At 37.7% G+C, this 25,266-nt stretch carries 21 protein-coding genes, 2 tRNA genes, 2 rRNA genes and 2 pseudogenes (1 of these 27 only partly in view); all 27 read right to left on the reverse strand.

Annotation, left to right across the window (positions count from 1 at the left end):
* Positions 1-626, reverse strand: a 23S ribosomal RNA gene (locus tag AC0L8O_RS22185); it reaches 2,305 nt to the left of the window's first position.
* Positions 627-853: 227 nt separating this feature from the next.
* A 16S ribosomal RNA gene (locus AC0L8O_RS22190) occupies positions 854-2,403 on the reverse strand.
* The 16S and 23S rRNA genes sit together here, the layout of an rRNA operon.
* Positions 2,404-2,693: 290 nt before the next feature.
* Positions 2,694-4,193, reverse strand: a complete 1,500-nt coding sequence (gene lysS, locus AC0L8O_RS22195; protein ID WP_473445356.1) for a lysine--tRNA ligase — start codon at positions 4,191-4,193, stop codon at positions 2,694-2,696.
* A gap of 73 nt (positions 4,194-4,266) precedes the next feature.
* The gene (gene dusB / locus AC0L8O_RS22200) at positions 4,267-5,268 is read right to left on the reverse strand and encodes a tRNA dihydrouridine synthase DusB (protein WP_473445358.1); all 1,002 of its coding nucleotides are present in this window, start codon (positions 5,266-5,268) and stop codon (positions 4,267-4,269) included.
* 14 nt (positions 5,269-5,282) lie between these two features.
* Complete coding sequence (locus tag AC0L8O_RS22205; RefSeq protein ID WP_473445360.1) at positions 5,283-5,498, reverse strand: helix-turn-helix domain-containing protein; 216 nt, start codon at positions 5,496-5,498, stop codon at positions 5,283-5,285.
* On the reverse strand, positions 5,450-5,977 hold the full coding sequence (gene folK / locus AC0L8O_RS22210) for a 2-amino-4-hydroxy-6-hydroxymethyldihydropteridine diphosphokinase (RefSeq protein ID WP_473445362.1): 528 nt from the start codon (positions 5,975-5,977) through the stop codon (positions 5,450-5,452). The genes AC0L8O_RS22205 and folK overlap by 49 nt, the downstream gene beginning before the upstream one ends.
* The gene (gene folB, locus AC0L8O_RS22215) at positions 5,974-6,336 is read right to left on the reverse strand and encodes a dihydroneopterin aldolase (RefSeq protein WP_473449088.1); all 363 of its coding nucleotides are present in this window, start codon (positions 6,334-6,336) and stop codon (positions 5,974-5,976) included. The genes folK and folB overlap by 4 nt, the downstream gene beginning before the upstream one ends.
* Positions 6,329-7,183 carry a dihydropteroate synthase gene (gene folP / locus AC0L8O_RS22220; RefSeq protein ID WP_473445364.1) on the reverse strand — a complete coding sequence of 285 codons (855 nt, stop codon included), beginning with the start codon at positions 7,181-7,183 and terminating at the stop codon, positions 6,329-6,331. The genes folB and folP overlap by 8 nt, the downstream gene beginning before the upstream one ends.
* Positions 7,149-8,057 (reverse strand): aminodeoxychorismate lyase, encoded by a 909-nt coding sequence (pabC, locus tag AC0L8O_RS22225; protein ID WP_473445366.1) that lies wholly within the window; start codon positions 8,055-8,057, stop codon positions 7,149-7,151. The genes folP and pabC overlap by 35 nt, the downstream gene beginning before the upstream one ends.
* A 4-nt stretch (positions 8,058-8,061) precedes the next feature.
* Positions 8,062-8,646, reverse strand: coding sequence for an aminodeoxychorismate/anthranilate synthase component II (gene pabA, locus AC0L8O_RS22230; protein ID WP_226530456.1), 585 nt, complete (start codon positions 8,644-8,646; stop codon positions 8,062-8,064).
* A gap of 10 nt (positions 8,647-8,656) precedes the next feature.
* Positions 8,657-10,069, reverse strand: coding sequence for an anthranilate synthase component I family protein (locus tag AC0L8O_RS22235; RefSeq protein ID WP_473445368.1), 1,413 nt, complete (start codon positions 10,067-10,069; stop codon positions 8,657-8,659).
* A gap of 203 nt (positions 10,070-10,272) precedes the next feature.
* Positions 10,273-11,196: a cysteine synthase A gene (gene cysK, locus AC0L8O_RS22240; protein ID WP_473445370.1), complete on the reverse strand. Its 924-nt coding sequence runs from the start codon at positions 11,194-11,196 to the stop codon at positions 10,273-10,275.
* 102 nt (positions 11,197-11,298) lie between these two features.
* Positions 11,299-12,195, reverse strand: a complete 897-nt coding sequence (locus tag AC0L8O_RS22245) for a peptidyl-prolyl cis-trans isomerase (RefSeq protein ID WP_473445372.1) — start codon at positions 12,193-12,195, stop codon at positions 11,299-11,301.
* A 36-nt stretch (positions 12,196-12,231) separates the two neighbouring features.
* A complete protein-coding gene (gene hslO, locus AC0L8O_RS22250) occupies positions 12,232-13,113 on the reverse strand; it encodes an Hsp33 family molecular chaperone HslO (RefSeq protein WP_473445374.1) in 882 nt (293 codons plus the stop codon).
* Between the two features lie 46 nt (positions 13,114-13,159).
* Complete coding sequence (locus tag AC0L8O_RS22255) at positions 13,160-13,927, reverse strand: type III pantothenate kinase (protein WP_026562666.1); 768 nt, start codon at positions 13,925-13,927, stop codon at positions 13,160-13,162.
* 165 nt (positions 13,928-14,092) lie between these two features.
* Positions 14,093-16,024 (reverse strand): ATP-dependent zinc metalloprotease FtsH, encoded by a 1,932-nt coding sequence (gene ftsH, locus AC0L8O_RS22260; RefSeq protein ID WP_473445376.1) that lies wholly within the window; start codon positions 16,022-16,024, stop codon positions 14,093-14,095.
* Between the two features lie 83 nt (positions 16,025-16,107).
* Entirely contained in the window at positions 16,108-16,647 is a 540-nt protein-coding gene (gene hpt, locus AC0L8O_RS22265; RefSeq protein WP_473445378.1) for a hypoxanthine phosphoribosyltransferase, read from the reverse strand.
* A 21-nt stretch (positions 16,648-16,668) separates the two neighbouring features.
* Positions 16,669-18,050, reverse strand: a pseudogene (tilS, locus tag AC0L8O_RS22270) (tRNA lysidine(34) synthetase TilS).
* A 141-nt stretch (positions 18,051-18,191) separates the two neighbouring features.
* Positions 18,192-19,202, reverse strand: a complete 1,011-nt coding sequence (locus AC0L8O_RS22275) for a protein kinase domain-containing protein (RefSeq protein ID WP_473445380.1) — start codon at positions 19,200-19,202, stop codon at positions 18,192-18,194.
* Positions 19,186-19,923, reverse strand: a complete 738-nt coding sequence (locus tag AC0L8O_RS22280; protein WP_078433067.1) for a VWA domain-containing protein — start codon at positions 19,921-19,923, stop codon at positions 19,186-19,188. Before AC0L8O_RS22280 ends, AC0L8O_RS22275 begins: the two co-directional genes overlap by 17 nt.
* Positions 19,924-20,042: 119 nt before the next feature.
* Positions 20,043-22,516 (reverse strand): annotated as a pseudogene (spoIIE, locus tag AC0L8O_RS22285) (stage II sporulation protein E).
* Positions 22,517-22,923: 407 nt separating this feature from the next.
* Positions 22,924-22,995 (reverse strand) — tRNA-Glu (locus AC0L8O_RS22290).
* Positions 22,996-23,007: 12 nt separating this feature from the next.
* Positions 23,008-23,084, reverse strand: a tRNA-Met gene (locus tag AC0L8O_RS22295).
* Between the two features lie 287 nt (positions 23,085-23,371).
* Positions 23,372-23,812, reverse strand: a complete 441-nt coding sequence (locus tag AC0L8O_RS22300; RefSeq protein ID WP_026562659.1) for a S1 domain-containing RNA-binding protein — start codon at positions 23,810-23,812, stop codon at positions 23,372-23,374.
* A gap of 87 nt (positions 23,813-23,899) precedes the next feature.
* Positions 23,900-24,268, reverse strand: coding sequence for an FtsB family cell division protein (locus AC0L8O_RS22305; RefSeq protein ID WP_473445383.1), 369 nt, complete (start codon positions 24,266-24,268; stop codon positions 23,900-23,902).
* Between the two features lie 11 nt (positions 24,269-24,279).
* Entirely contained in the window at positions 24,280-24,915 is a 636-nt protein-coding gene (gene yabQ / locus AC0L8O_RS22310; protein WP_473445385.1) for a spore cortex biosynthesis protein YabQ, read from the reverse strand.
* Positions 24,912-25,223: a sporulation protein YabP gene (yabP, locus tag AC0L8O_RS22315; protein WP_026562411.1), complete on the reverse strand. Its 312-nt coding sequence runs from the start codon at positions 25,221-25,223 to the stop codon at positions 24,912-24,914. Before yabP ends, yabQ begins: the two co-directional genes overlap by 4 nt.
* Between the last annotated feature and the right edge of the window lie 43 nt (positions 25,224-25,266).

Consider the following 25,266-nt stretch of genomic DNA (forward strand, 5'->3'; position numbering starts at 1 on the left):
CCGGTTCATTCTACAAAAGGCACGCCATTACCCATTAACGGGCTTTGACTACTTGTAGGCACACGGTTTCAGGATCTCTTTCACTCCCCTTCCGGGGTGCTTTTCACCTTTCCCTCACGGTACTGGTTCACTATCGGTCACTAGGGAGTATTTAGCCTTGGGAGATGGTCCTCCCTGCTTCCGACGGGATTTCTCGTGTCCCGCCGTACTCAGGATCCACTCTGGAGGGAACGAAGTTTCAACTACAGGGTTGTTACCTTCTTTGACGGGCCTTTCCAGACCTCTTCATTTACTCCGTTCCTTTGTAACTCCGTATAGAGTGTCCTACAACCCCAAGAGGCAAGCCTCTTGGTTTGGGCTAATTCCGTTTCGCTCGCCGCTACTCAGGAAATCGCGTTTGCTTTCTCTTCCTCCGGGTACTTAGATGTTTCAGTTCCCCGGGTCTGCCTTTATCACCCTATGTATTCAGGTGAAAATACTACTCCATTACGAGCAGTGGGTTTCCCCATTCGGAAATCTCCGGATCAAAGCTTACTTACAGCTCCCCGAAGCATATCGGTGTTAGTACCGTCCTTCATCGGCTCCTAGTGCCAAGGCATCCACCGTGCGCCCTTAACAACTTAACCTTTGACATCAAAGATGTCACTTACATTATTAAGAGAATCACTAAACTAAGCGTTTAAACTCAGTGAATTACTTGAATTGTTTTTCGTTATCTAGTTTTCAAGGAACATAAATCACAGGATAATCAAATGCTGAATGCATTTTCACTCCTATGTGTTTTCTTACTTATTGAAAGATCGTATGATCTCTCAAAACTAAACAAAATACCAAGCATGCCTCATATCCTTAGAAAGGAGGTGATCCAGCCGCACCTTCCGATACGGCTACCTTGTTACGACTTCACCCCAATCATCTGTCCCACCTTAGGCGGCTGGCTCCTTACGGTTACCCCACCGACTTCGGGTGTTACAAACTCTCGTGGTGTGACGGGCGGTGTGTACAAGGCCCGGGAACGTATTCACCGCGGCATGCTGATCCGCGATTACTAGCGATTCCGGCTTCATGCAGGCGAGTTGCAGCCTGCAATCCGAACTGAGAATGGTTTTATGGGATTCGCTTGACTTCGCAGTCTTGCAGCCCTTTGTACCATCCATTGTAGCACGTGTGTAGCCCAGGTCATAAGGGGCATGATGATTTGACGTCATCCCCACCTTCCTCCGGTTTGTCACCGGCAGTCACCTTAGAGTGCCCAACTGAATGCTGGCAACTAAGATCAAGGGTTGCGCTCGTTGCGGGACTTAACCCAACATCTCACGACACGAGCTGACGACAACCATGCACCACCTGTCACTTCGTCCCCCGAAGGGGAACCTTCTATCTCTAGAAGTAGCGAAGGATGTCAAGACCTGGTAAGGTTCTTCGCGTTGCTTCGAATTAAACCACATGCTCCACCGCTTGTGCGGGCCCCCGTCAATTCCTTTGAGTTTCAGTCTTGCGACCGTACTCCCCAGGCGGAGTGCTTAATGCGTTTGCTGCAGCACTAAAGGGCGGAAACCCTCTAACACTTAGCACTCATCGTTTACGGCGTGGACTACCAGGGTATCTAATCCTGTTCGCTCCCCACGCTTTCGCGCCTCAGCGTCAGTTACAGACCAGAGAGTCGCCTTCGCCACTGGTGTTCCTCCACATCTCTACGCATTTCACCGCTACACGTGGAATTCCACTCTCCTCTTCTGCACTCAAGTTCCCCAGTTTCCAATGACCCTCCACGGTTGAGCCGTGGGCTTTCACATCAGACTTAAGAAACCGCCTGCGCGCGCTTTACGCCCAATAATTCCGGACAACGCTTGCCACCTACGTATTACCGCGGCTGCTGGCACGTAGTTAGCCGTGGCTTTCTGGTTAGGTACCGTCAAGGTACCAGCAGTTACTCTGGTACTTGTTCTTCCCTAACAACAGAACTTTACGACCCGAAGGCCTTCATCGTTCACGCGGCGTTGCTCCGTCAGACTTTCGTCCATTGCGGAAGATTCCCTACTGCTGCCTCCCGTAGGAGTCTGGGCCGTGTCTCAGTCCCAGTGTGGCCGATCACCCTCTCAGGTCGGCTACGCATCGTTGCCTTGGTGAGCCGTTACCTCACCAACTAGCTAATGCGCCGCGGGTCCATCTGTAAGTGATAGCCGAAACCATCTTTCAATTCCGAACCATGCGGTTCGAAATGTTATCCGGTATTAGCTCCGGTTTCCCGGAGTTATCCCAATCTTACAGGCAGGTTACCCACGTGTTACTCACCCGTCCGCCGCTAATCTTTGGGAGCAAGCTCCCTCAGATTCGCTCGACTTGCATGTATTAGGCACGCCGCCAGCGTTCGTCCTGAGCCAGGATCAAACTCTCCAATAAAGTGTTTGATATAGCTCATAAAAAATTTGTACTATATAGTACGTTTTTGTTAATCGAAATTAACGTTGGCACGCTTGGTTTTGTTTAGTTTTCAAAGATCATTTTCGTTTAACACAACTTTTATATTGTAACAAAACCCCAAGATGTTTGTCAACAACTTTTTTATTTTGTTTCAATTTGAGTTAACTGCACGTTTCGCAGCAACGTATTCAAATATACCATCACCCAAAAATTAAATCAAGAACTTTTTTCGAAAAAATTAAAACTCCTGCAAACGCAGGAGTTTATTATTAACGATGTCTCATTTGTGGGAATAACAATACATCTCTTATTGATGGAGAATTAGTTAATAACATAACTAAACGATCAATACCGATGCCTAATCCACCTGTTGGAGGCATTCCGTATTCCAATGCTTCTATAAAGTCTTCGTCCATCATATGCGCTTCATCATTTCCTTGTTCACGCTCTTTTAACTGAGCCTCAAAACGTTCTTTTTGATCAATTGGATCATTTAGCTCAGTGAATGCATTTGCGTGTTCTCGCGCCACGATAAACAACTCAAAACGATCCGTAAAGCGAGAATCCTCGTCATTTTTCTTAGCTAATGGAGAAATTTCTACCGGGTGACCGTAAATAAAAGTTGGTTGGATTAACTTTTCTTCAACTTTTTGTTCAAAGAACTCATTAACAATATGACCATACTGCATATGTTCATTAATTTCAACATTATGCTGTTTCGCTAATTCACGCGCTTCTTCAACAGACATCTCTTTCCAAAAGTCTGCACCAGTATGTTCTTTAATTGCATCTACCATATGAAGTCTTGTCCATTGAGGTTCAAGATTAACCTCATACTCCCCATACTGAACCGTTGTACTTCCTAATACTTCTTTTGCAATATGTGCAATGACATTTTCAGTTAATGTCATAATATCTTGATAATCTGCATATGCTTCATAAAGCTCAATCATTGTGAATTCAGGGTTGTGTCGTGTTGAAACACCCTCATTCCTAAATACACGGCCGATTTCATAAACTTTTTCTAATCCACCGACAATGAGTCGTTTTAAATGAAGCTCAATAGCAATACGCATATACAATGGCATATCAAGAGCATTATGGTGTGTAATGAAGGGACGTGCAGATGCTCCGCCTGGGATTGAATGCATCGTAGGTGTCTCGACTTCCAAGTACCCATGGTCATCTAAATAACGTCGCATAGCTTGTATAATTTTACTTCTTGTAATAAAGGTTTTCTTACTGTCAGGGCTCATAATCAAATCAACATATCTCTGACGATAGCGTTGTTCGATATCTTTTAAACCATGAAACTTATCAGGGAGTGGACGTAGGGATTTTGTTAATAATTCAAATGAATTCACTTTTATTGACAACTCACCAACTTTTGTTTTGAAAATAACACCTGTAACACCGATGATATCCCCAAGGTCAGCTGTATTAAAGATTTCATAAGCTGCTTCACCAATCTCATCTTTACGAACATAAATCTGAATTTGACCTGTTAAGTCTTGAATATGAGCAAAACCTGCTTTCCCTTTTCCACGCTTCGTCATAATTCTACCTGCAATTGTAACAGAGACTTCTTTTTCTTCTAGTTCTTCCTTCTCAAACTCACTGTACTCTGCAATAATATCTTCTGTTTGATGTGTTCTCTCAAAACGTTTACCAAATGGGTCTAACCCTTTTTCTCTTAAGTTATGTAATTTTTCTCTTCGGACCTTAAGTTGATCACTTAATTCTTCTTGATTCATTTCTTCCTGACTCATCTATAACACTCCCTCTTCCTAAATAAAAAAGCAGAAAACTGCCAGATTTACCGGCAGTATAAAAACCCTAGAATTAAACTGCTTGACTAGCACTTTTTTCTTTTGCTTCCATCTCTAAAACAAATTCATCCAAAAGTGTAACAAATTCATCTCTATTATTCATCAGATTAATATCATTGCGGACTTTTGCATTGCCACGAATACCCTTTAGGTACCAAGCAGCATGCTTTCTCATTTCACGTACAGCGATATTTTCATTTTTTAGAGCGATTAAACGATCTAAATGAAGTTTACAAACTTCCATTTTTTCTCGTACTCCCGGCTCATCCATTAACTCACCGGTTTCTAAATATTTTACTGTTCGATAGATCATCCACGGATTACCTAAAGCAGCACGCCCAATCATGACACCATCAACACCTGTTTCATCAAGCATGCGCTTCGCATCTTGAGGTGTTGTCACATCACCATTGCCTATTACAGGGATATTAACTGATTCTTTCACTTCTTTAATGATATCCCAATTAGCCGTTCCTTCATACATTTGCACTCTTGTACGACCATGCAGAGCAACCGCCTTAGCTCCTGCACGTTCAATAGCCTGCGCATTTTGGACAGCAAAAATATGCTCATCATCCCATCCCATACGCATTTTAACTGTAACAGGTTTATCAACCGCTTCTACTACAGCTGATACCATATCATAGATCTTGTTGGGATCTAATAACCACTTGGCACCAGCATCGCATTTGGTAATCTTCGGAACAGGACATCCCATGTTAATGTCAATGATATCAGCCGTTGTGTTTTTATCAACAAATTTAGCAGCTTCAACTAGTGTTTCTTTTTCTCCACCAAAAATTTGCAAGCTTAGTGGTTTTTCACGTTCATCTATATAAAGCATTCCCATTGTTCTTGCATTATTTAATAGAATAGCTTTATCACTGACCATTTCCGCACATACTAAACCTGCACCAAACTCTTTTACTGTTAAGCGAAATGCTGAGTTACAAACTCCAGCCATTGGTGCTAGAACAACACGGTTCTTTAATTCAATATCGCCAATTTTAAACAATTTTTTCTAACCCCCTATCTATCAACATCATTTGGACTTAGCTCTTCAACTGTTACATTAAGAGATTTAGCCACATCCTCTAAAAACTCTTTGCTGGGTTCACGATTGCCTCTTTCTATTTCTCCTAATACAGAAACAGAAACACCAAGATCTTTCGCAAAGCTTTCTTGGGTATATCCTTTTAACTTTCTAAAAGCGCGAATACGTCTACCCCATTTTTCTGCTTCCATATTCGTACTCCTTCTTTATCGTGTAATTGATCTATGATAGTCGAGATTGGCTCATCTATACTAGGTATTCTTATATCTTGATCTAACTCAAATAATGGAATTAGAACAAAAGCTCGTTCATGCATTCTTGGATGAGGAACAATTAATTGTTCTGCTTCAATATTTTCATAATTAAATAACAAAATGTCAAGGTCTAAAGTTCGCGGCCCCCATCTAATATCTCGTTTACGGTTTAGCTGCTGTTCCGTTTCCTGTAAAACTGATAGTAATTGAAATGCTGTTAAATCAGTATTAATGGAAATTACCATATTTAAAAATTCATCTTGATCTGTATAACCAACTGGATCTGTTTCATAAATGGAGGATATATTTACCACTCTAATATTTGGGTAATGATGAATCTTCTTTATGGCATCTACGAGATATTGCTCTCGGTCTCCTATATTCGATCCAAGAGCTATATAGGCATGATTTTTCATGTTCTTCCCCTTCTTATTTCCACCGCAACTTCTTTATAGTGTCCCGGAATAGGAGGATCCGGCTTAATAACCTTTACAGTACAATAGGATATGAGAGGAAAATCAAGTAAGATTTTAGCCGCAATTTGTTCTGCAAGGGACTCAACAAGCTTCACCGGCTGACCTTCAACAATAACCTGGCAAGCCTTATATAACGAAGCATAGTTAACACTATATTCTAAAGAGTCAGATTCTCCGGCTTTCTTCAAATCTAATTCTACCACTAAATCAACTCTAAATCGTTGTCCAAGTTTATTTTCTTCTTTAAACACACCGTGATACCCGTAAAACTCCATACCACTTACATAAATCTTATCGATTTTGCTCCCCACCCTTTCCAAGCATTGCATCCATCATCTTAGCCATTCTAGATATTTCTAACACATCATGGACCCTAACCATATGACAACCTTTTTGTATACCAAGACATACAGTTGCACCTGTACCTTCCATTCGTTCTGTTGGCGGTAAATCAAGAACATGTCCTATAAACCTTTTACGGGAAGTTGCTAACAATAAAGGATAGCCTAATTGTACAAGTGCTTCTAAATTCCTCATCACAACTAAATTGTCATCCATCGTTTTAGCAAAACCAATACCAGGATCCAGGATAATATTTTCATCCTTAACTCCGGCATTTTTAGCTATTGTAACGGATTCCATCAAATCTGCAATCATGTCTGGAATTAACTGATTATAGTTTTGATTGTCGCGATTATGCATAAGGATAATCGGTACACCATAGGCAGCTGCGACTTTCGCCATATCTTGATCCGCTTTTGCTCCCCATATATCATTTATAATCGTAGCACCTGCCTCAATGGCTTGCTTGGCTACTTCCGCTTTATATGTATCGATGGAGATAGGTACTTCAATCTCTTTAGACAACCTTTTTATAACGGGGATAACACGTTTCATTTCTTCCTCAGCCGTAACAATTGTTGATCCTGGTCTTGTCGATTCTCCACCAATATCAATAATGTCTGCACCTTGTTTGATCATCTCTTTTGCATGTTCTATAGCTTTTTCTATATCAATATAACGGCCGCCATCCGAAAAAGAATCAGGAGTTATGTTTAAAATGCCCATGATCATTGTCTTATCCTGAATGTTAAGTATATATTTCCCACATTTAATTTGCTGATGTTTCATTGTCATTTGTTTCATCTTTTTCAATCCTTTGCAACTCGTCTATACTTAATAGTTTCGTCCTATTGCTCTTATATAAATCATATAATTTTTGAATAATTACTCCATTTTTGCCGTCAAATTCATGTCCGTCAATATCTCTTATAGCTATAAGCTCTTGTGACGAGTTTGTCATGATCACTTCCCGGGAATTGAGCATTTGTTCTTTTCTAAAACAACCCTCAATTACAGGTATTTGAAGTATCTCTAAACATCTAATAACAAATTTTCTCGTAATTCCATTGAGAATTCCTGTTTCAAGAGATGGTGTATATACTCCATTCTCATCTCCCCAAAAAATATTTGAGACAATTCCTTCTGCAACAGAGCCGTGCTCAGTTAAAAAAATGCCATCTAGATCAGGGGTCTGAATAAGCTCCCTTTTCCCTAGAATATTATTCAAATAATGATGAGATTTAAGGCGGTAATTTCCTTCAGGAGTATTTCTCCTCAATTTTAGGATGATTGCCTTCTTTTCATTCACTTTAGCAGAAGGAGCCTTTCTTAAAAAACAAAGAATCGTTGGGTGATCATAATCTTGGAGAAGTTGTCCCACTTCCCCCTTACCAGCAGAAATATTTAAACGAACTGTAACATCCTCCGATTCACAACGATTAAGTGCGATCAACTCTTGAATAATTTCAAAAATCTCTTGCCTGTTTATGTTATAGGATATTCCTATCTCATCTATGGCAACTTGAAGACGGTCAAGATGATCATGTAATAAAAATGGAAAACCTTTATATACCCGGAACGTTTCAAATACACCTAAACCATAAAGAAAGCCATGATCAAATGGAGAAATCGTGGCTTCAGAATCTTTTATAAACTTTGAATTATGATAGATATACACTTGTTTAACTCTTTTCTACAGGTTTATATTGAGTAATAAAGTTCTTTAATAAGTCTTTTCCAAACGATGTCATGATCGATTCCGGATGGAATTGAACACCCTCTATCGGTAAAGTTTTATGTCGGATAGCCATTATTTCATTTTCCTCAGTCCATGCTGTTACTTCAAGGCAATCAGGTAATGTCTCATTCTTCACAATTAAAGAATGATAACGAGTTGCTGTAAAAGGATTTTCCATTCCCTTAAAAATAGTTTCTCCATTATGGTGCATTTCAGATGTTTTACCATGCATTAATCGATCAGCACGAACAACATCTCCACCAAAAACTTGAGCAATCGATTGATGTCCAAGGCAAACACCGAAAATCGGAATTTTTCCAGCGAAATGTTCAATAGCTGCCATGCTTATTCCTGCTTCATTTGGGCTGCACGGCCCTGGAGAAATCATTAAAAATTGTGGGTTTAACTCTTCAATTTCCGAAATGGTAATCTCATCGTTCCTTTTAACAACTAATTCCTCACCAAGCTCACCTAAATACTGGACTAAATTAAACGTAAATGAATCATAATTATCAATCATTAAAATCACTATACTCACCTCAGCCTAATATTTTCTCTTCTTTGCTCAACTCTATCGCTTTAACTAAAGCCTTTGCTTTCTTTAAGGCTTCTTTATATTCATAATCCGGATTAGAATCAATTACAATCCCTGCTCCGGATTGAACATACCCAAATCCGTCTTTCGCTACCATCGTACGAATAACGATATTTAATTCCATATCTTCATCATAGCCTATCCAACCTATTGAACCTGTATAAATCCCTCTTCTGGTAGGCTCAAGTTCTTCGATAATTTCCATCGTTCGAACTTTAGGTGCTCCTGTTATTGTACCACCTGGGAAGGTCGCTTTTATAATATCAGCATAATTTGCATCTTTTTTCATTGTTCCTTGTACATTAGAGACAATATGCATAACATGTGAATACTTTTCAATCACCATAAATTCATTAACATGAACAGAACCGTATTCACACACACGCCCCAAGTCATTTCTTTCTAGATCTACGAGCATAACATGCTCAGCTCTTTCCTTCTCATTATGAATAAGCTCGTTTGCCAGCATTATATCTTCTTGTTCATTTTTACCTCTAGATCGTGTTCCGGCAATCGGGCGTGTACTTACGAGATTTACTTTCTTTTTTACAAGTAATTCAGGTGAGCCGCTCACAATTTGCAGATCAGGAAAGTGGAGATAAGCCATATATGGTGAAGGATTTACTTTTCGTAATGTTTCATAAATCTTAAGCGGATGATTTTCTAATTGAAAATGCTGCCTTAAAGATAAATTGACCTGAAAAACATCACCTTGTCCAATATAATCCTTTATTGATTCTACTGCTCGTTTAAAAGCATCTTCTGTAAAGATAATGGGATCAGAGGCTTTAACCTGTTTCAAGTCGTTTTTGATTGCTACCTTCTGTACTGATGTCCACTTTTCCTTCATTTTTTTTAATTTTTCATGAGCTTTTTGAATTTGATCTTCTTGATAATAATGGGTAATTAACCATAATTTCGATGTATGATGGTCGAAAACTGCAATATCATCAAATAATAAAAAATATAAATCAGGAGTTTCTAAATCATCAACAGCAATTTCAGGTAGTGTTTCAAAATGTCGTACACAGTCATAACTAATAAAGCCAATAGCCCCACCTTGAAAATCAGGGAGATTCGGATCTGAGCTTGTATAATATTGCTTAAACCAATCTCTAAATAGATCAAGGGGTTTTCCTTCCAAAACAGTCATTTCATTATCCTTTGCGATAACCAGCTGTTCACCTTTCCCCTTGACTGTTGCAAATGGCTTAACACCCGCAATACTATATCTGCCTCCTCGTCCACTCTCTAAAAATGCATGTTTATCTTCATCTTTTGAAAGGTATTGATACTGGCTAAAAAAGTCGAGTGTATAATCAAAGTGTACACTTAAAGAGGTCCTTCTTTGCTGCATGATTTATTCGCTCCTTTAAACTCTTACTTACCATTTTACATAATTATAATCAAGAAATCATAAAATTTTATCTTTTTTGTAAAAGAATGTTTATTTATTAATTAGTATACAGCAGTCTCCTCAATAATATAAAATGACAGCCTAAAACTGCTGTATTGAAAAAGAGGTTGACCATAGTCAACCTCTTTACTCTGCTTATGTTATTAATCAAATTGATATAAAGGAGTACTTAGGTAACGCTCACCATTACTTGGGAGTACAGCTAATACCTTTTTCCCTTTACCAAGTTCTTTTGCCACTTGTAATGCTGCAAAAATTGCTGCACCTGATGAGATACCACCTAGAATACCTTCTTGACTTGCTGCCTTTCTAGCAGTTTCGAATGCTTCGTCATTTTTCACAGTGATGACTTCATCATACACATTTGTATTTAGGATATCAGGAACAAATCCTGCACCGATACCTTGAATTTTATGTGGACCTGGCTTCCCACCGGAAAGAACTGGTGAATCTGTTGGCTCTACAGCATAAATTTTAATTGAAGGATAGTTTTCTTTTAAAACTGATCCTGCACCAGTAATCGTTCCACCAGTACCGATACCTGCTATAAATGCATCAAGTTGATCTCCCATTTGTTCAACAATTTCTTTACCTGTTGTTAAACGGTGTACTTCTGGGTTAGCTTCGTTTTTAAATTGCTGAGGCATAAAATAACCATGCTCTTTTGAAAGCTCTTCCGCTTTACGGATAGCTCCTCCCATGCCTTCAGAACCAGGTGTTAACACTAGTTCAGCACCATATGCACGAAGTAAGTTTCTACGTTCCATACTCATTGTGTCAGGCATTACTAAAATGGCTTTTAAACCCTTTGCAGCAGCAACCATCGCTAAACCAATTCCAGTATTACCACTAGTAGGCTCAATAATTGTATCGCCCGGTTTTAAGTCACCTTTTTTCTCAGCAGCTTCAATCATAGCTAGACCGATACGATCTTTTACACTGCTACCAGGATTCATAAATTCTAATTTTAAATATACATCTGCACTATTATCATCAACAAGTCTGTTTAATTTTACAATAGGTGTTTCACCGATTAATTCATGAATAGAATTTGCAACGCGTGCCATACTTCTCTCCCCTATCCCGAGTAAATTTATTGGATTTATAAGTAATATAGCAATTTAATTCGAAATTGTCAAAACCTTTTGTGCTATTTGTACTATTTTTCCTTATTCTTCACCATAAAACCATGTAACTCCAACTTCATCCCATAACGGATCAACGGACACTTTGCCTTCCATTTGCTCTAAAGCAATTTGTCTGCGAATTTGCTCTTTTACATCATCAAAACTAAACGTCTGTCCCTCCATCTTTTCATGTAAAAGAAGAATTGCATACCCTGTATCTACTTCGACAGGTTCACTCCAATCTCCTTCCTTTAATTTTGGAGCTATTTCAAGATATGACTTTGGAACATACGTATCATCTGTTGAGATAAATCCTAAATCCCCACCGTAATTAGCTGTGAACTCATCGATCGAAGCCTCTAAAGCAAGAGCTTCAAAGCTTGAACCACCTTCTAATTCTTTAATAATGACTTTAGCCTCTTTCTCTGTTTTTACGACGATATGTGATAAATGATAAGATTCATCAATATCGTATAAATCCCTATTATCCTCATAGAATCTTTGGATATCTTTATCAGATACAGAAACATCACGTGTTAAAAGTTCCTCAAGTAAGATACTGTAGCGAATTTGTTTTTCCCAGTTTTCCTCATTAACAAATTGTTCTTCATCTAATGAGTTATACATTGATTTATAAACAGCGAGCTCTCTATCGATAACCTCTTCAGAGACAGTAATATTATATTTTTCAGCTAACTCTTCCACTACCTGAAGATTAATTAACTCTCTTAATGTATCTTTTCCATACCGGCTTTCCAGCTCAGCCATCCATTGCTCTCTAGTTATTATTGTCTCCCCGATCTTGGCAATTGTTTCATCGGTTACTTCATTATCAACCACCGGTATTGCTTCGGTTTTTCCTGACACAAAGTAGCCTATTGTTAGACAATTAATGATGACCAGGCCAAAAATAATGCCCCATAACACTTTACCGCTCAATTTCTCAACTCCCACTATGGCTATATCTTTATTTCTTTACTTACTTGATTCCCTTTTCAATTCTTCCAGGTCCTCTTTTGTTAAGAGGTATACTTCATTACAAAAATGACATTGTGCCTCAGCTTGTCCATCTTCATCAATCATTGCTTGTATTTCATCAGTACCTAAACTAACAATTGCATTTTCAATTCGTTCTTTTGAACATTGGCACTTAAATGCAACAGGTTGTTTTTCTAATACCTTGACATTTCCTTTACCGAGTACTTCTTCAAGTATTTCTTCAGGCGTTAATCCTCTTTGAATTAACTTAGAGATTGGCTCAACCTCTCCAAGCCTCTTTTCAATTTCAGTGATGGTTTCATCATCTGTACCAGGAAGTAATTGAATAATAAAACCACCTGAGGCTAAGATCGTATTATCAGGGTTTACAAGAACACCAACACCTACAGAAGATGGAACTTGTTCAGAAGTAACTAAATAATATGTAAAATCTTCTCCTAATTCACCTGATACAATCGGTACTTGCCCTGAAAAATGGTCTTTTAACCCAAGGTCTTTTACAATCGTTAAATTCCCTTGAGTCCCCACAGCCCTAGCCACATCTAGTTTTCCCTTTTCATTAAGATCAAAATGAGTTTGAGGGTTTGTTACATAGCCTCTTACTTCTCCTTTAGAATTACTATCAACAATAATGACACCAATTGGGCCGCCGCCTTCAACCTTAATTGTCAGTTTTGCATCACCCTTTAACATTGAACCAAGCATAACTCCTGCAGTCATGGATCTGCCCAATGCTGCTGAAGCAGTTGGCCAAGTTTGATGTCTTTTTTGTGCTTCGGAAATGGTCTCAGTTGTTCTTGCAGCATAAGCTCTTACCTGGTTATTAAATGCAATGGCTTTAATTAAATAATCTGTCATAAATATTTACTCCCTTTCAAAAAGTACTATAATCACTTTCATTCACTCATTCCACATTACGTTTATAGATTAGTTGCAGGCCTCGCAGTGTTAAGAAAGGATCTACAATATCAATACAATCTGATTCTTTGGCAATGAGGGTTGCAAGGCCGCCAGTTGCTATAACTTTCGGGACCTCCTTAGATTGTTCCTTCATTCGCTTTACAATACCCTCTACTTGTCCTACATATCCATATAATATCCCTGACTGCATTGCACTAACTGTATTTTTCCCAATAATGTGATCAGGGCGTGTAATTTCGATTCTTGGCAATTTTGCTGCCCGTGAATAAAGAGCTTCCGTAGAAATATTTATTCCCGGGGCAATAGCTCCACCCATATATTGCTTATGTTCATCTATATAACAATATGTAGTTGCTGTACCAAAATCCACAATGATAAGTGGGCTACCGTAGTCTTGGATACCCGCAACTGCATTTACAATCCGGTCTGCTCCAACTTCTCTAGGGTTTTCATATTTAATATTGAGTCCTGTTTTTATTCCAGGTCCTACGACTAACGGCTTTATATCGAAATATTTACTGCACATTCTTTCTAGTGCAAACATAATAGGAGGGACAACAGATGAAATAATAATCCCCTCAATTTCTTGAAAAGATATGCGTTCATGTTCAAAAAGATTTTTAATAAGCATGCCAAATTCATCTTCAGTCTTATTACGGCTAGTCTCAATTCTCCAATGATGTTTTAATGTATCTTGACCATATACCCCTAAGACGGTATTTGTATTTCCAACGTCCAATACTAAAATCATAAGAATCACCACTTTGTCTTGTTCTATTTTTCAATACCGTATTATTTTATCACAAAGTACCTTGACTTCCATATTCGTAGGTCACTTGCAAAATAAAAGCATTTTTATGTACTTATACAAATAAAAGACCGATGACAGATGTCACCGATCTATAGGCTAGAAAAGTTATTTATCAGAAGAGTTATCCTCTTCTTTTTTTGTATGAATGTTGACTTTTATATCCTCTGATTTCTCTTCTTTGTCGTTATTAACAACGACAGGACGATCAGGGAGTTTCCCTGTTTCAACAAGGCTTGAAATTTGAGCCGCATCAAGTGTTTCCACTTCTAACAACGTTTGAGCAACAAGCTCTAGCTTTTCGCGGTTTTCTGTTAGAATTTGACGAGCTCTTTCATATGATTCCTTAATGAAACGTTGGATTTCCATATCAATTTCATGAGCGATCGCATCACTGTAGTTTTGTTCATTATGAAGATCTCTTCCTAAGAACACTTGACCACCTTGTGATTGGCCAAATTGTAATGGTCCAAGCTTTTCACTCATTCCATATTCAGTTACCATTTTTCTGGCAATATTTGTTGCTCTTTGGAAGTCATTATGTGCACCTGTACTTACTTCACCGAAGATAATTTCTTCAGCAACACGGCCGCCAAGCAGTCCTGTTATCTTATCGAGTAATTCAGGTTTAGTCATGAAGTAACGATCTTCTTTTGGAAGCATAACAGCATATCCACCAGCTTGACCACGAGGGACGATTGTTACCTTGTGTACCATATCCGCTTCATCTAAAACAACACCAATAATTGTGTGTCCCGCTTCATGATAAGCAACAATATTTCGTTCCTTCTTAGAGATAACACGACTCTTCTTCGAAGGTCCGGCGATAACGCGATCAGTTGCCTCATCAAGGTCCGTATTATCGATTTTCTTCTTATCTTGTCTAGCGGCTACTAGAGCTGCTTCATTTAATAAGTTTTCTAAATCTGCACCGGAGAATCCAGGTGTACGGGCAGCAATTGCTTTTAAGTCAACAGATTCATCAAGTGGTTTATTGCGGGCATGTACTTTAAGTACCGCCTCACGACCATTTACATCTGGGCGATCAACTGTAATTTGACGGTCAAATCGTCCCGGACGAAGTAATGCAGGATCTAAAATATCAGGTCTATTTGTTGCAGCGATAATGATAATTCCTTCGTTTGCTCCAAAACCATCCATTTCAACAAGCAATTGGTTCAATGTTTGCTCACGTTCATCATGGCCGCCACCTAAACCAGCTCCACGTTGACGTCCAACAGCATCAATTTCATCAATGAAAATAATACATGGTGCATTCTTTTTCGCATTCTCGAATAAATCACGAACACGAGAAGCCCCGACACCGACAAACATTTCTACGAAATCAGATCCGCTGATGGAGAAGAAAGGGACTCCAGCTTCACCGGCAACGGCTCTTGCAAGTAATGTTTTACCTGTTCCCGGAGGTCCATTTAAAAGAACACCTTTTGGAATTCTTGCACCTAACTCCGCGAATTTTCGAGGGTCTTTTAAGAATTCAACAACCTCTACAAGTTCTTGTTTCTCTTCATCTGCACCCGCTACATCCTTAAACTTAACTTTTTTCTTTTCCTCACTGTAAAGCTTAGCTTTACTTTTCCCGAAGTTCATAACACGGCCGCCACCGCCCTGAGCTTGGTTTAATAAGAAGAAGAAAAGGATAAAAATAATGACGAATGGAATGATGGATGTGAAAAATGTTACCCATCCACTTGTTTCTTCTGCTGGAGCAATGTTCAATTTCTGAACATTGTTTGCATCAGCAGCCTTGTCAACGCGATCTAGCCCCTGTTCAGTTGGTATATATGTTAAAAAGGTTTCGTCTTCATCATAACCCTTCATTTTACCTCTAACTTCAAATACACCTCGAACCGGCTGTACGGTCATTTCTGAGACATTTCCACCATTCAAGTCTGAAATGAACTCATTATACGTTATTTGCTCTGTTTTAGGATTAGCACCTGTAAAAAAGCTAACAACCCCAATGATGACTAAAAATATAAGTAAATAAAATATGGTATTACGGAAGATCCGATTCATTCCTTACCTCCTCCCACAGTAAACACAACTATTTTAAATAGTATCATAGAAAATCATGGTAATACAACAAATTAGAATACTGATTATTTTTGATAAATCTCAGGCTTTAACACACCGATATATGGAAGGTTTCGATATTTTTCAATATAATCCAATCCATAACCAACAACAAATGCATCTGGTACTTCAAATCCAACATAATCTGCATTAATATCGGCTTTTCTACCTGTTGGCTTATCAAGTAATGTAACAATTTTAATCGATTTCGCCTTACGATAGCGGAATAGTTTAACTAAATAACTTAATGTTAAACCACTATCAATGATATCCTCGATAATAAGAATATCTCTTCCTTCTACTGAAGTATCCAAATCCTTAATAATCTTTACTTCACCGGAAGAAACTGTGGATGTACCATAACTTGAAACATCCATAAAATCCATTTCCAAGTATGTATCAATGTTTTTTAAAAGATCACCCATAAAAGGCATTGCACCTTTTAAAACACCAATTGCAAGTGGGAAACTGTCTTTATATTCCTCTGTTAAGACCCTTCCTAGCTCTTTTACTTTTTCCTGGATTTGCTCAGTTGTAACTAAAATTTCTTGAATATCTTGTCTCATTATTGTGCGCCCCCTAGAAGATTAGCTTCTAAATTCTAATACAATACATCTATCCCCATCGTCATTCCCGGCTTCTAAATTTGATTTTTTGAGACCTGGAATCCAAAGGATATTCCCTTTCCCATCTTCTACGATCGGCCAAGAATTTCGGCTATGTAATGGAATTTTTTCATCAATAAATATATCTTTGACTTTTTTCCTGCCGTTCATGCCTTTCAATTTAATTTTATCTCCCTGTTTTCTCGTACGAACGATTAAAGGCTCCGTTAAATCTCTTTCACTCAGCAGAAAAATATCGTTTCCTTTTTTTGCTTTTGGAATCTCCTGAGCTACATGACAAGATATACTATACCCATTTGGAAGTTTAACCACAGAGGGAATTTCAAGTACATGACAGTATTCTCTACCTTCATCATGTTCAAAAGTAAACAAACATGTCTGATAGGATTTTATCACTTTAAGACCGTTTGGATAATCTAGTGACCCTGAAGGATGTTCCTGTGAGAGCAAAGATTGTACGCTCTCGATATGTATTGAAGAAAGGGAAGATGGAATATTTTCATATAGATAGTTTAATATTAGTTTAATCCCTCTTCTTTGTAAAGGCAAAGGTAGGCTTAGAAACCCTTTGATATCCATTTCAACAACGATTTTTTCTTTCCTTTTGATTACTGTATTCATGTTTTTTTCAGTTAATGCATGTAAATACGTTTCATCCTCCAGTAAGGTTTCACTAAAATACTGAAATTTTTTATGAACTAGCGGATTTTCCTGTTTTAAAAAGGAAGCACGTATTTTCTAAATCTATTTCTTGTGTAATCTGTACTTTCATTGCTGGGATCAAACCTGGGCATTAAGTTATTCTTATTGCAATAATTAAGGATTTGTTGCTTGGAGAATTCTAGTAACGGTCTAATGATGTACCCATTATGAAATGGTCTCACCCGTTTGATACCAGCTAAAGCATCACCCGTATTACCTCTAACCATTCTCATGAGAATGGTTTCAACCTGATCATCACCATGGTGGCCTAATGCCAAGTATGGTGAATGATACTTATCCATAATCTCTTTAAAAAAACGATATCTGCATTCTCTAGCTGCTACTTGTGAGCTCAATTGATTCTGTTTTGCATATGCTTTAACATCAATTTGGTGTGTTTCACAGATAATTCCCCGCTCATTACAGAATGCTATAACAAATTCCATTTCTGCCTGAGATTGTTCACCTCTAAACATATGGTCAACATGAGCAGCCACTACAGTTAAATCCAATTTCTCCCTATGTTTGTAAAACATATCGAGTAATGCTAAAGAATCAGGTCCTCCTGAAACACCAACAACGATCGTTGATCCCTTTTTAATTAGTTGCTGTTGTCGAATCAGGATTTCTAAATTTTCCACCTTTTTCCCCTCTTTATACGATATTCCTCAATGTATTTTCATATATTAATCCTACCATTATTTTATCTAAAATAACAAAAAAGAAGGTCCAGTTCACATATTCAACATATTTTCACCTGAAAAAATAACAGGATCTAGTTTTTATAAGAGAACATGATAAACATATAAGGAATAAATGACACAGACTCCTATTAAAATCACGACTGTTTCAAAAAAATAATTGGCTTTCTTTTTCTTCTTTTTCACTTGTTGCCTTGTCTGATGTGTATGGGCTTTCGGACGACTTGATTTAGGAGAACTCTGCTTTGGAACTTTTGACTTATAAGAGTTTGAAGACGGACTCCCTTTACTTGCTTTCACAGAAAGCAACTGGATAAAATCAGCCTTCATTTCCCCTGCACTAATGTATTTCCCCATTAAAGCCTTTTCCAAAACATCCTGATATTTAACTAAAAAAGCGTGTTGTCGTATTTTTTCGGTTAGCTGACCTTTCCCATCACGATCACTGACTTTTTTAAAACGTTTTGGATAAGCAGCATTCACCATAATCATCGCAACTGAAAACAAATCATATGTTGGCTCTGCCTTTCGATTTCCCATTCCCCAATAACCTCGGTCAAAAAACTCCGTAAATTCTTTTATAGACCTGCCCTGTTGTGTTGTTCCACCTACATCTATACATCTAATTCTCGGCGGAGGACCTGAAACAATTAAATTTTCCGGTTTTAAATCTCCGAATACCCATCCTTCTTGATGAAGTTTTTCTAAATTAGTTAAAAGCTGAAGAGTTAGTACTCCTGCCCATTCTATCCCTCTTTGCTCAGTAAACTCAAGGAAGTTATTACCTTGTACATATTCCATTACATAAAATGAAACTAACTTTTGAGAGTTATGAACCCAATCGTCCACATCAAGTAAAGAAGGTCCAAGTAAAGTACCTTGGACCTTAGAGAAATGTTTAAGTACATTTACCTCAGATGTAATTGACATGTTGTTTTCACTAAGTTTGATTGCTACGTTCCCTCTTTTACTATCTGCCAAATATACATTACCCGTTGCACCTTGTCCTAAGGCCCTAATGATTGTATAACGCTCCTGATTCCATTTGCCTGTAATAATTGAACCAGATGCTAGGTTACATACTTGATTCATCGTAATACTCTTCTTCATTTCTTAATAAATTTCTAAGGGAACGTTTCTTCTTAAATTGCTGTATAGCCTCTCTAATCGCCGGACCAGTTGGTGTAATACCTCCTGTTGATAATTTAGGAAAGATGGATGATAAAGATTCAAGCCTAGGAGTCCAATCAAGTACCCTTTCTACGTCATCCTTTTTCCCAGGAAATACTGAAACTGAAAAACGATTATCCCCTATTCTTGAATTTAAACTAATAGATAGATCCAGCAGGGCTTCTTTCACTGTTGGAAGTTTCGGCTTCATACTGGCACTAGTATCAACTAAAATAAGAATCTCAAGGCTTGTAGTTTCACCCAGTTCATCTACTACTTCCATTACTTCTCCTCTTTTTTCTGGTGGTAATTCTTCCATCGATGTATGTTTGCCTAAAATTTGTTGAAGTTCTTTATTTACTACACCCTGGAGAGTTTGTGTCATTGCCTTTCTTGTCACATGTTGAACTGTTTGTGAAAGTTGGTGAGCATAGACAATTTGATGCACACCTCCACCTGACATAGCAATTCCTTCTACCTCTTGAAGAGATTCCTGATCTATTACATTTTCTTCTAATACACCAATTACATTAACAGTAATACCCTGCTCTTGTGCTAGAGCAGCCATCGCAATCGGATCTTCCCCATGATTTGAACAACCATCTGTAATTAATAAGATTTGTTTTAAATGACCCTTTTCCATACTTACCCTCCTAGAGAGATGTTGCAGTCTCCTGAATTTTCCCCATGTCCATTGCTACACCGACATATACATAGAAATACTATTATCATACTCGCCAGGAGGGTTTTATTTTATACTTCTTATCCTATTTTCTTCGATGAAACAGGAATACTTGCCCATTTTGGTGTATTATGCTCAATGGCTGATACCACAACTGTCATATCATCTTCTATCTTTCCAGATCTCGTTCTAATCACTTCTTCCATGATGAGATCTGCAATTTCTTGTGGATCAGTTGTTTTCATTTCACTTATTTTTCTTTTCATCCATAAATCATGGTTTTCCACATGCTTTGGTCCTTCAAAAATACCGTCGCTCATCATAATAAGCAGATCTCCGGCCTTTAGTTTTTCACCTACCACATCAACATCAAAATCATCAATGATTCCCATAGGTAAATTACTTGATTGAATCTTTATTATTTTATCTCCTCTCTTTACAAAGCTTGGGGTTGAACCAATCTTTAAGAATTTACTACTTCCATCCTGCAAATCAACGATTGCTAGATCAAGAGTCGAAAAGATTTCATCAGTTGTTCTTAGTGACAAGATTGAATTAATTGTTTTAATTGCCACCTTCTCTTCAATACCTGATTGCAGGATTTTTTGTAGAAGCTTAATGGTTTCATTGCTTTCAAAATGGGCCCTTACCCCATTTCCCATTCCATCACTTATCGCGACAGCAAATTTACCTACACCTAAATCAATCATGGAATAACTATCCCCGGATACTAGTCCTCCTCCTTTAGCTGCATGTGCAACACCTGTTTCAATTCGGTATTTTTTTGCTGAACCAAATGAAACATGACAATATCCATTTGGATAATTTGCACATTCTTCTTTTTTAACAATGATGGATTCCTCCAAAATATCTGAAAGCATTGGAGCAATAATTTTTTCACATTCTCCATGTCCATTACAAAACGGAATACTCATTTCAATATCTACATTCCCTTGTTCCAGACTAAAAATATCAACATTCACAATCTCAATTCCAAAGTTTTGTAATGCATCTAAAATTTGTTCTTCTTGTACAAAATGATTTTCCCTTTCTCTTTTAATTTCCTTCGAGAGGTCTCCCATTACATTTGAAACACCTAATAATTGTTCAGCAACCAACCGCCTGCTTTCTTGCACCTCTTTCTTTAACTTTTGGTTTGCTTGAAAATAATTAATCTCCTGCTCAATGGTCTCCTCTACTTTATTTGCCTTTGAACAATGCCTATCAAATTCCTTCCTTAATTTCATGTTGGATTTATACGTATTTTGTTTATTCTCATGCATAATGCTTTGCATTAAATCATAGGTTTTATCAAAGTTCTCAACCCAACACTTCTCTTTTTTAAAACAATGCTGACAGGTGCTTTCTGTAATACTGCTTAAAAATAAATCGGTCTCACGTTCTTCACTATCATCTTGTTCATCCTTATCATAGAACGTAGCAAAGCTTTCTGATAACGCATGGAAAACTTGAGAAAATTGCTCAACCCTATGAGCTGTAACATCACGAATTTTTCGGACATACTGCTGTTGTTCCTGGGCGTGCTCACTTGTCCCGGGTATATGCTTAGCTAATCTCGCTGTAACCGCCTTAGGAGTTAGTAAAAACAGCAAGATTGCAATCATTGATTCTAGTAATGTTGTCATCAAATCAGCTGAACCTTGTCCATATAAAGAAATCAATACTGATCCAACTAATAGTCCTATCGCCGTTCCAATTTTTTTCCTTCACGTAAAAGTCCCCCCAGTAATCCCGAGAAAGCTAATAAACTCATATGATATAAATTTCCGACGTTTGCCAGACTGAGAATTAATCCCGTCACAACCCCAACCGTACAACCAATACTTGAACCACCGATAAATGCAAACAAGAGAACAATATATCGTGAGAAAATATGCTCTGCTTGAAGATTTTGAAATGATACCCCGACAAGCCCAGTCATAACTGAAGCAAGGAGAATCATAATACATATGATCTCTTCGACTTTTAACGATTGTTTATATTTACGTGCAGATATCAATGGAATACTTTGAAGAAAAATCAATGTCAAAATAAATGAAAGTCCTGACTCTACTCCCGCCATCATATAGTCATATAGCATTAACTCTGTTTTTATTGCAAAAAAGTAAGCTAGTCTAGTTATCGCTACCGTTCCAAAAATAACAAAAGGAAGGACTTTTAATTGATCCTTAAATAAAGAAGAAACGAGTCGATTTAAAATCAGAAAACCGATGATTGAAATTGTAATTACTAAAGCAACTTGAAAGGAAATCGTTAATCCTCCAGCAATAAGCGATAACCCCGCTAACAAGGCCTTGTCCCTTTTCATTAGTAGAACTGCTCCAAAAAACGGAAGAGCAAATGGCAGTACTTCCGAAAGAATAATAGCCCGTCCTAATAAAAAACCGATCAATCCATAAATAATTCCTTTGTGTAAGAGGAAAAGCTGGATTCTAGATGAAATTCGATGGAAGAATCGATTAACCACCTGTTGGGTTTTTTCCATCCCCAATTCCGATATTGGTTCCATTAACCTTCTTTCTACTTTTTCCATTTTCATTCCCCCACTTATTCATGTTGCTTGTAATTATAGCCAAGCTTATGACAGGAATTTGTCAAAAGAAGGTAGAGTATCTAAAGAACTGTTCGACTGTTTTTGAAAAAAGCGACAAATATCTAAATGAATAGTATTTTTTTCAGCAAGTCTTTCGTCAAATTTGTGTGAAACCTGTAATGTCGAGTCAAGAATAGTCAAAAGATAATTGGAATAGTATGAGCATTAAATGGGTAGGGTAAAAACTATTCTTTGATTAAGTTCTATATATGGGGATTAGTTGAATCTCTTGGCATGATGGTTGAACTACTGGAGATGTTAGTTGAATTTATTAATAATTATGATCGAAATAAGTTTTTCACATAACAAAAAAACTAGCTGCAGAACGCAACTAGTTTCTTCATTGATGACCCGTACGGGATTCGAACCCGTGTTACCGCCGTGAAAGGGCGGTGTCTTAACCGCTTGACCAACGGGCCATATTTTTTCTATGGTAGCGGCGGAGGGAATCGAACCCACGACCTCACGGGTATGAACCGTACGCTCTAGCCAGCTGAGCTACACCGCCATAGTTTTTAAAAACGCTCCCTTGTTTAAAGCATGTTCGTCATGTCTCTTCCAGACACATTCCTCACCAGCCTACACGGAAGAAAAATCAGGATGTTTACGGCTCGCTCTAGCCAGCTGAGCTACACCGCCATAGTTTTAATAATGCTCCTTGTTTAAAAGCACAAGATTTATAATACAATCGATTTAGGTTTCCTGTCAATATAAATTTCAAAATTAAGCATATAAAAAAGGAAAACATATCAATCATGTTTTCCTTACTCACAAAATGTATATGAAAGCAGCAAGCTATCCTCTTCTAGCCCCACGACCACCACGTTTTGATTCGGTATTACGTTTTAATGAAGCTAGACGATCTTCACTATCTTTTAAGAAACGATTCATTTTTTGTTCAAAGTTCTCTTTGTTATTACTATTATTGCGGAAATCATTCCCTCTTGATCTCGGGCGGTCTGAATTTCTTGGGCGTTCCGGACGTTGAGGACGCTCTGGACGGTCAATGGCCTTTTTAATAGATAAACCAATTTTCCCATCATTTTCAACATTAATAACCTTAACTGTAACTTCATCTCCGACTTTTAAGTGATCATTAATATCTTTCACATAATTATCGGCTACTTCACTAATATGAACGAGACCTGTGGATCCGCCTGGTAACTCCACAAACGCTCCAAAATTAGTAATGCCCGTCACTTTACCCTGTAACTTGCTGCCAACTTCAATCGACATAAAAATAATGCTCCTCCTTAAACAGATAAAAAATCATTCGAACCTTTATTATATTATACATAAATAAAAAATCCAGTGTCAACAAGGCTACTCTTTTATGTTAAAGATGATCTCATTATCATCAGATAAGAAATAGTCTCGTCTAGCAATCTTTGCAATATACTCATCATCATTAAGTTTTACAATTTCTTCTCTTAATAAATTTTCTTCTTTTTCCAAGCCGGCTAATTCTTCTTCCAGCTTTTCTTTTTGTTCATTTTTTTCATTTATGGCTGAAGATTGACTAAATAAAGTGGTCACTATAACAGAAGAAGTGACGATGACTATTATCCCAAGTAATAATAGCCGCCGAAATAAGCCTCTTTTACGCCTTTTGGAAATTTGCTGTTGTCTCTCTTGCTCCATTGCATATTGTGATTGTAGTTCAGTAATTTTCTTCGATCTTTCGAGACTCATTTTTCTCCTCCTTACTTCTTTGTTAAACGTTGCCACCACAATTTTAGGTTATTAAGTGTATTCTTGATTTTATTTAGATATCCTGCTAATTTGTAAAGAATTCTTGTAATAAATTGCCTTATCTGTAGTGGAACCAGTTTCCATAAAAGCCTTCCTACCCATTTTAAAGGGGCTAGTAAAATTTTAACCAAAGAATATACAAATTGAAAAGCCCATTTTAATAAATTCCATATAACTTTGACAATTCCAAGTACAATCACGATGATAAGTTGTATCAATGCTCGTATAGGCTGAACAAGCAAAACCTGTCCGATCTTCTTGATTATGTTGTATAATCGGATGCTTGTCTGAATGAAATATTCCAGAAGCTTCAAATAGAGTTGTTTAAGCAGTCCCTGGTATGCCGCATACCCACAGAGTAAGGCAAGGAAGATATAAATCCTTAGTTCCCCTTCATTTACAAGTAACAAAAGATAAAATAATATTAGGCCTTGAACAACCCAAAACATAAAGTCATTGATAAAAACAACCCACCTAGCTCTCAATGGCCGCTTCAAAAAGCGACCATATGTGTCTAGAGCTACACCTATCCAACTACCCATTCCTACCATCGCAAGCATAGTGTAAAACTGTGTTGTTAAACTCATTTAAATAACTTGCTAAAGAGTCCTTTAGCTTTCTCCGATTGCTGTTCATCCAAGTAAATTAGATCAAATATTCTACTACCTTTTATAGATACGATTCCTTTATCAACATCTAAGTTTTTCATTTGAAGGTTTTGACCACGAATTGCTAAGGCCCCCATAACCGTATCCAATAAGAATTCCTCGCTATCAAAGCTTTCAACCTGTTTTACACCGGTGATCTCTATTAACTTTCTGCCTCGCATGATCACATCATGCTCTTGAATCGTACCTTTATGTCCAGATGCATGATTTTCATAGTATTGGCTCATATTCTACCTCCGAATTCTAATAAAGGATTTTCCTTTACATGTG

The sequence above is a fragment of the Metabacillus sp. KJ11-3 genome, assembly GCF_055808295.1.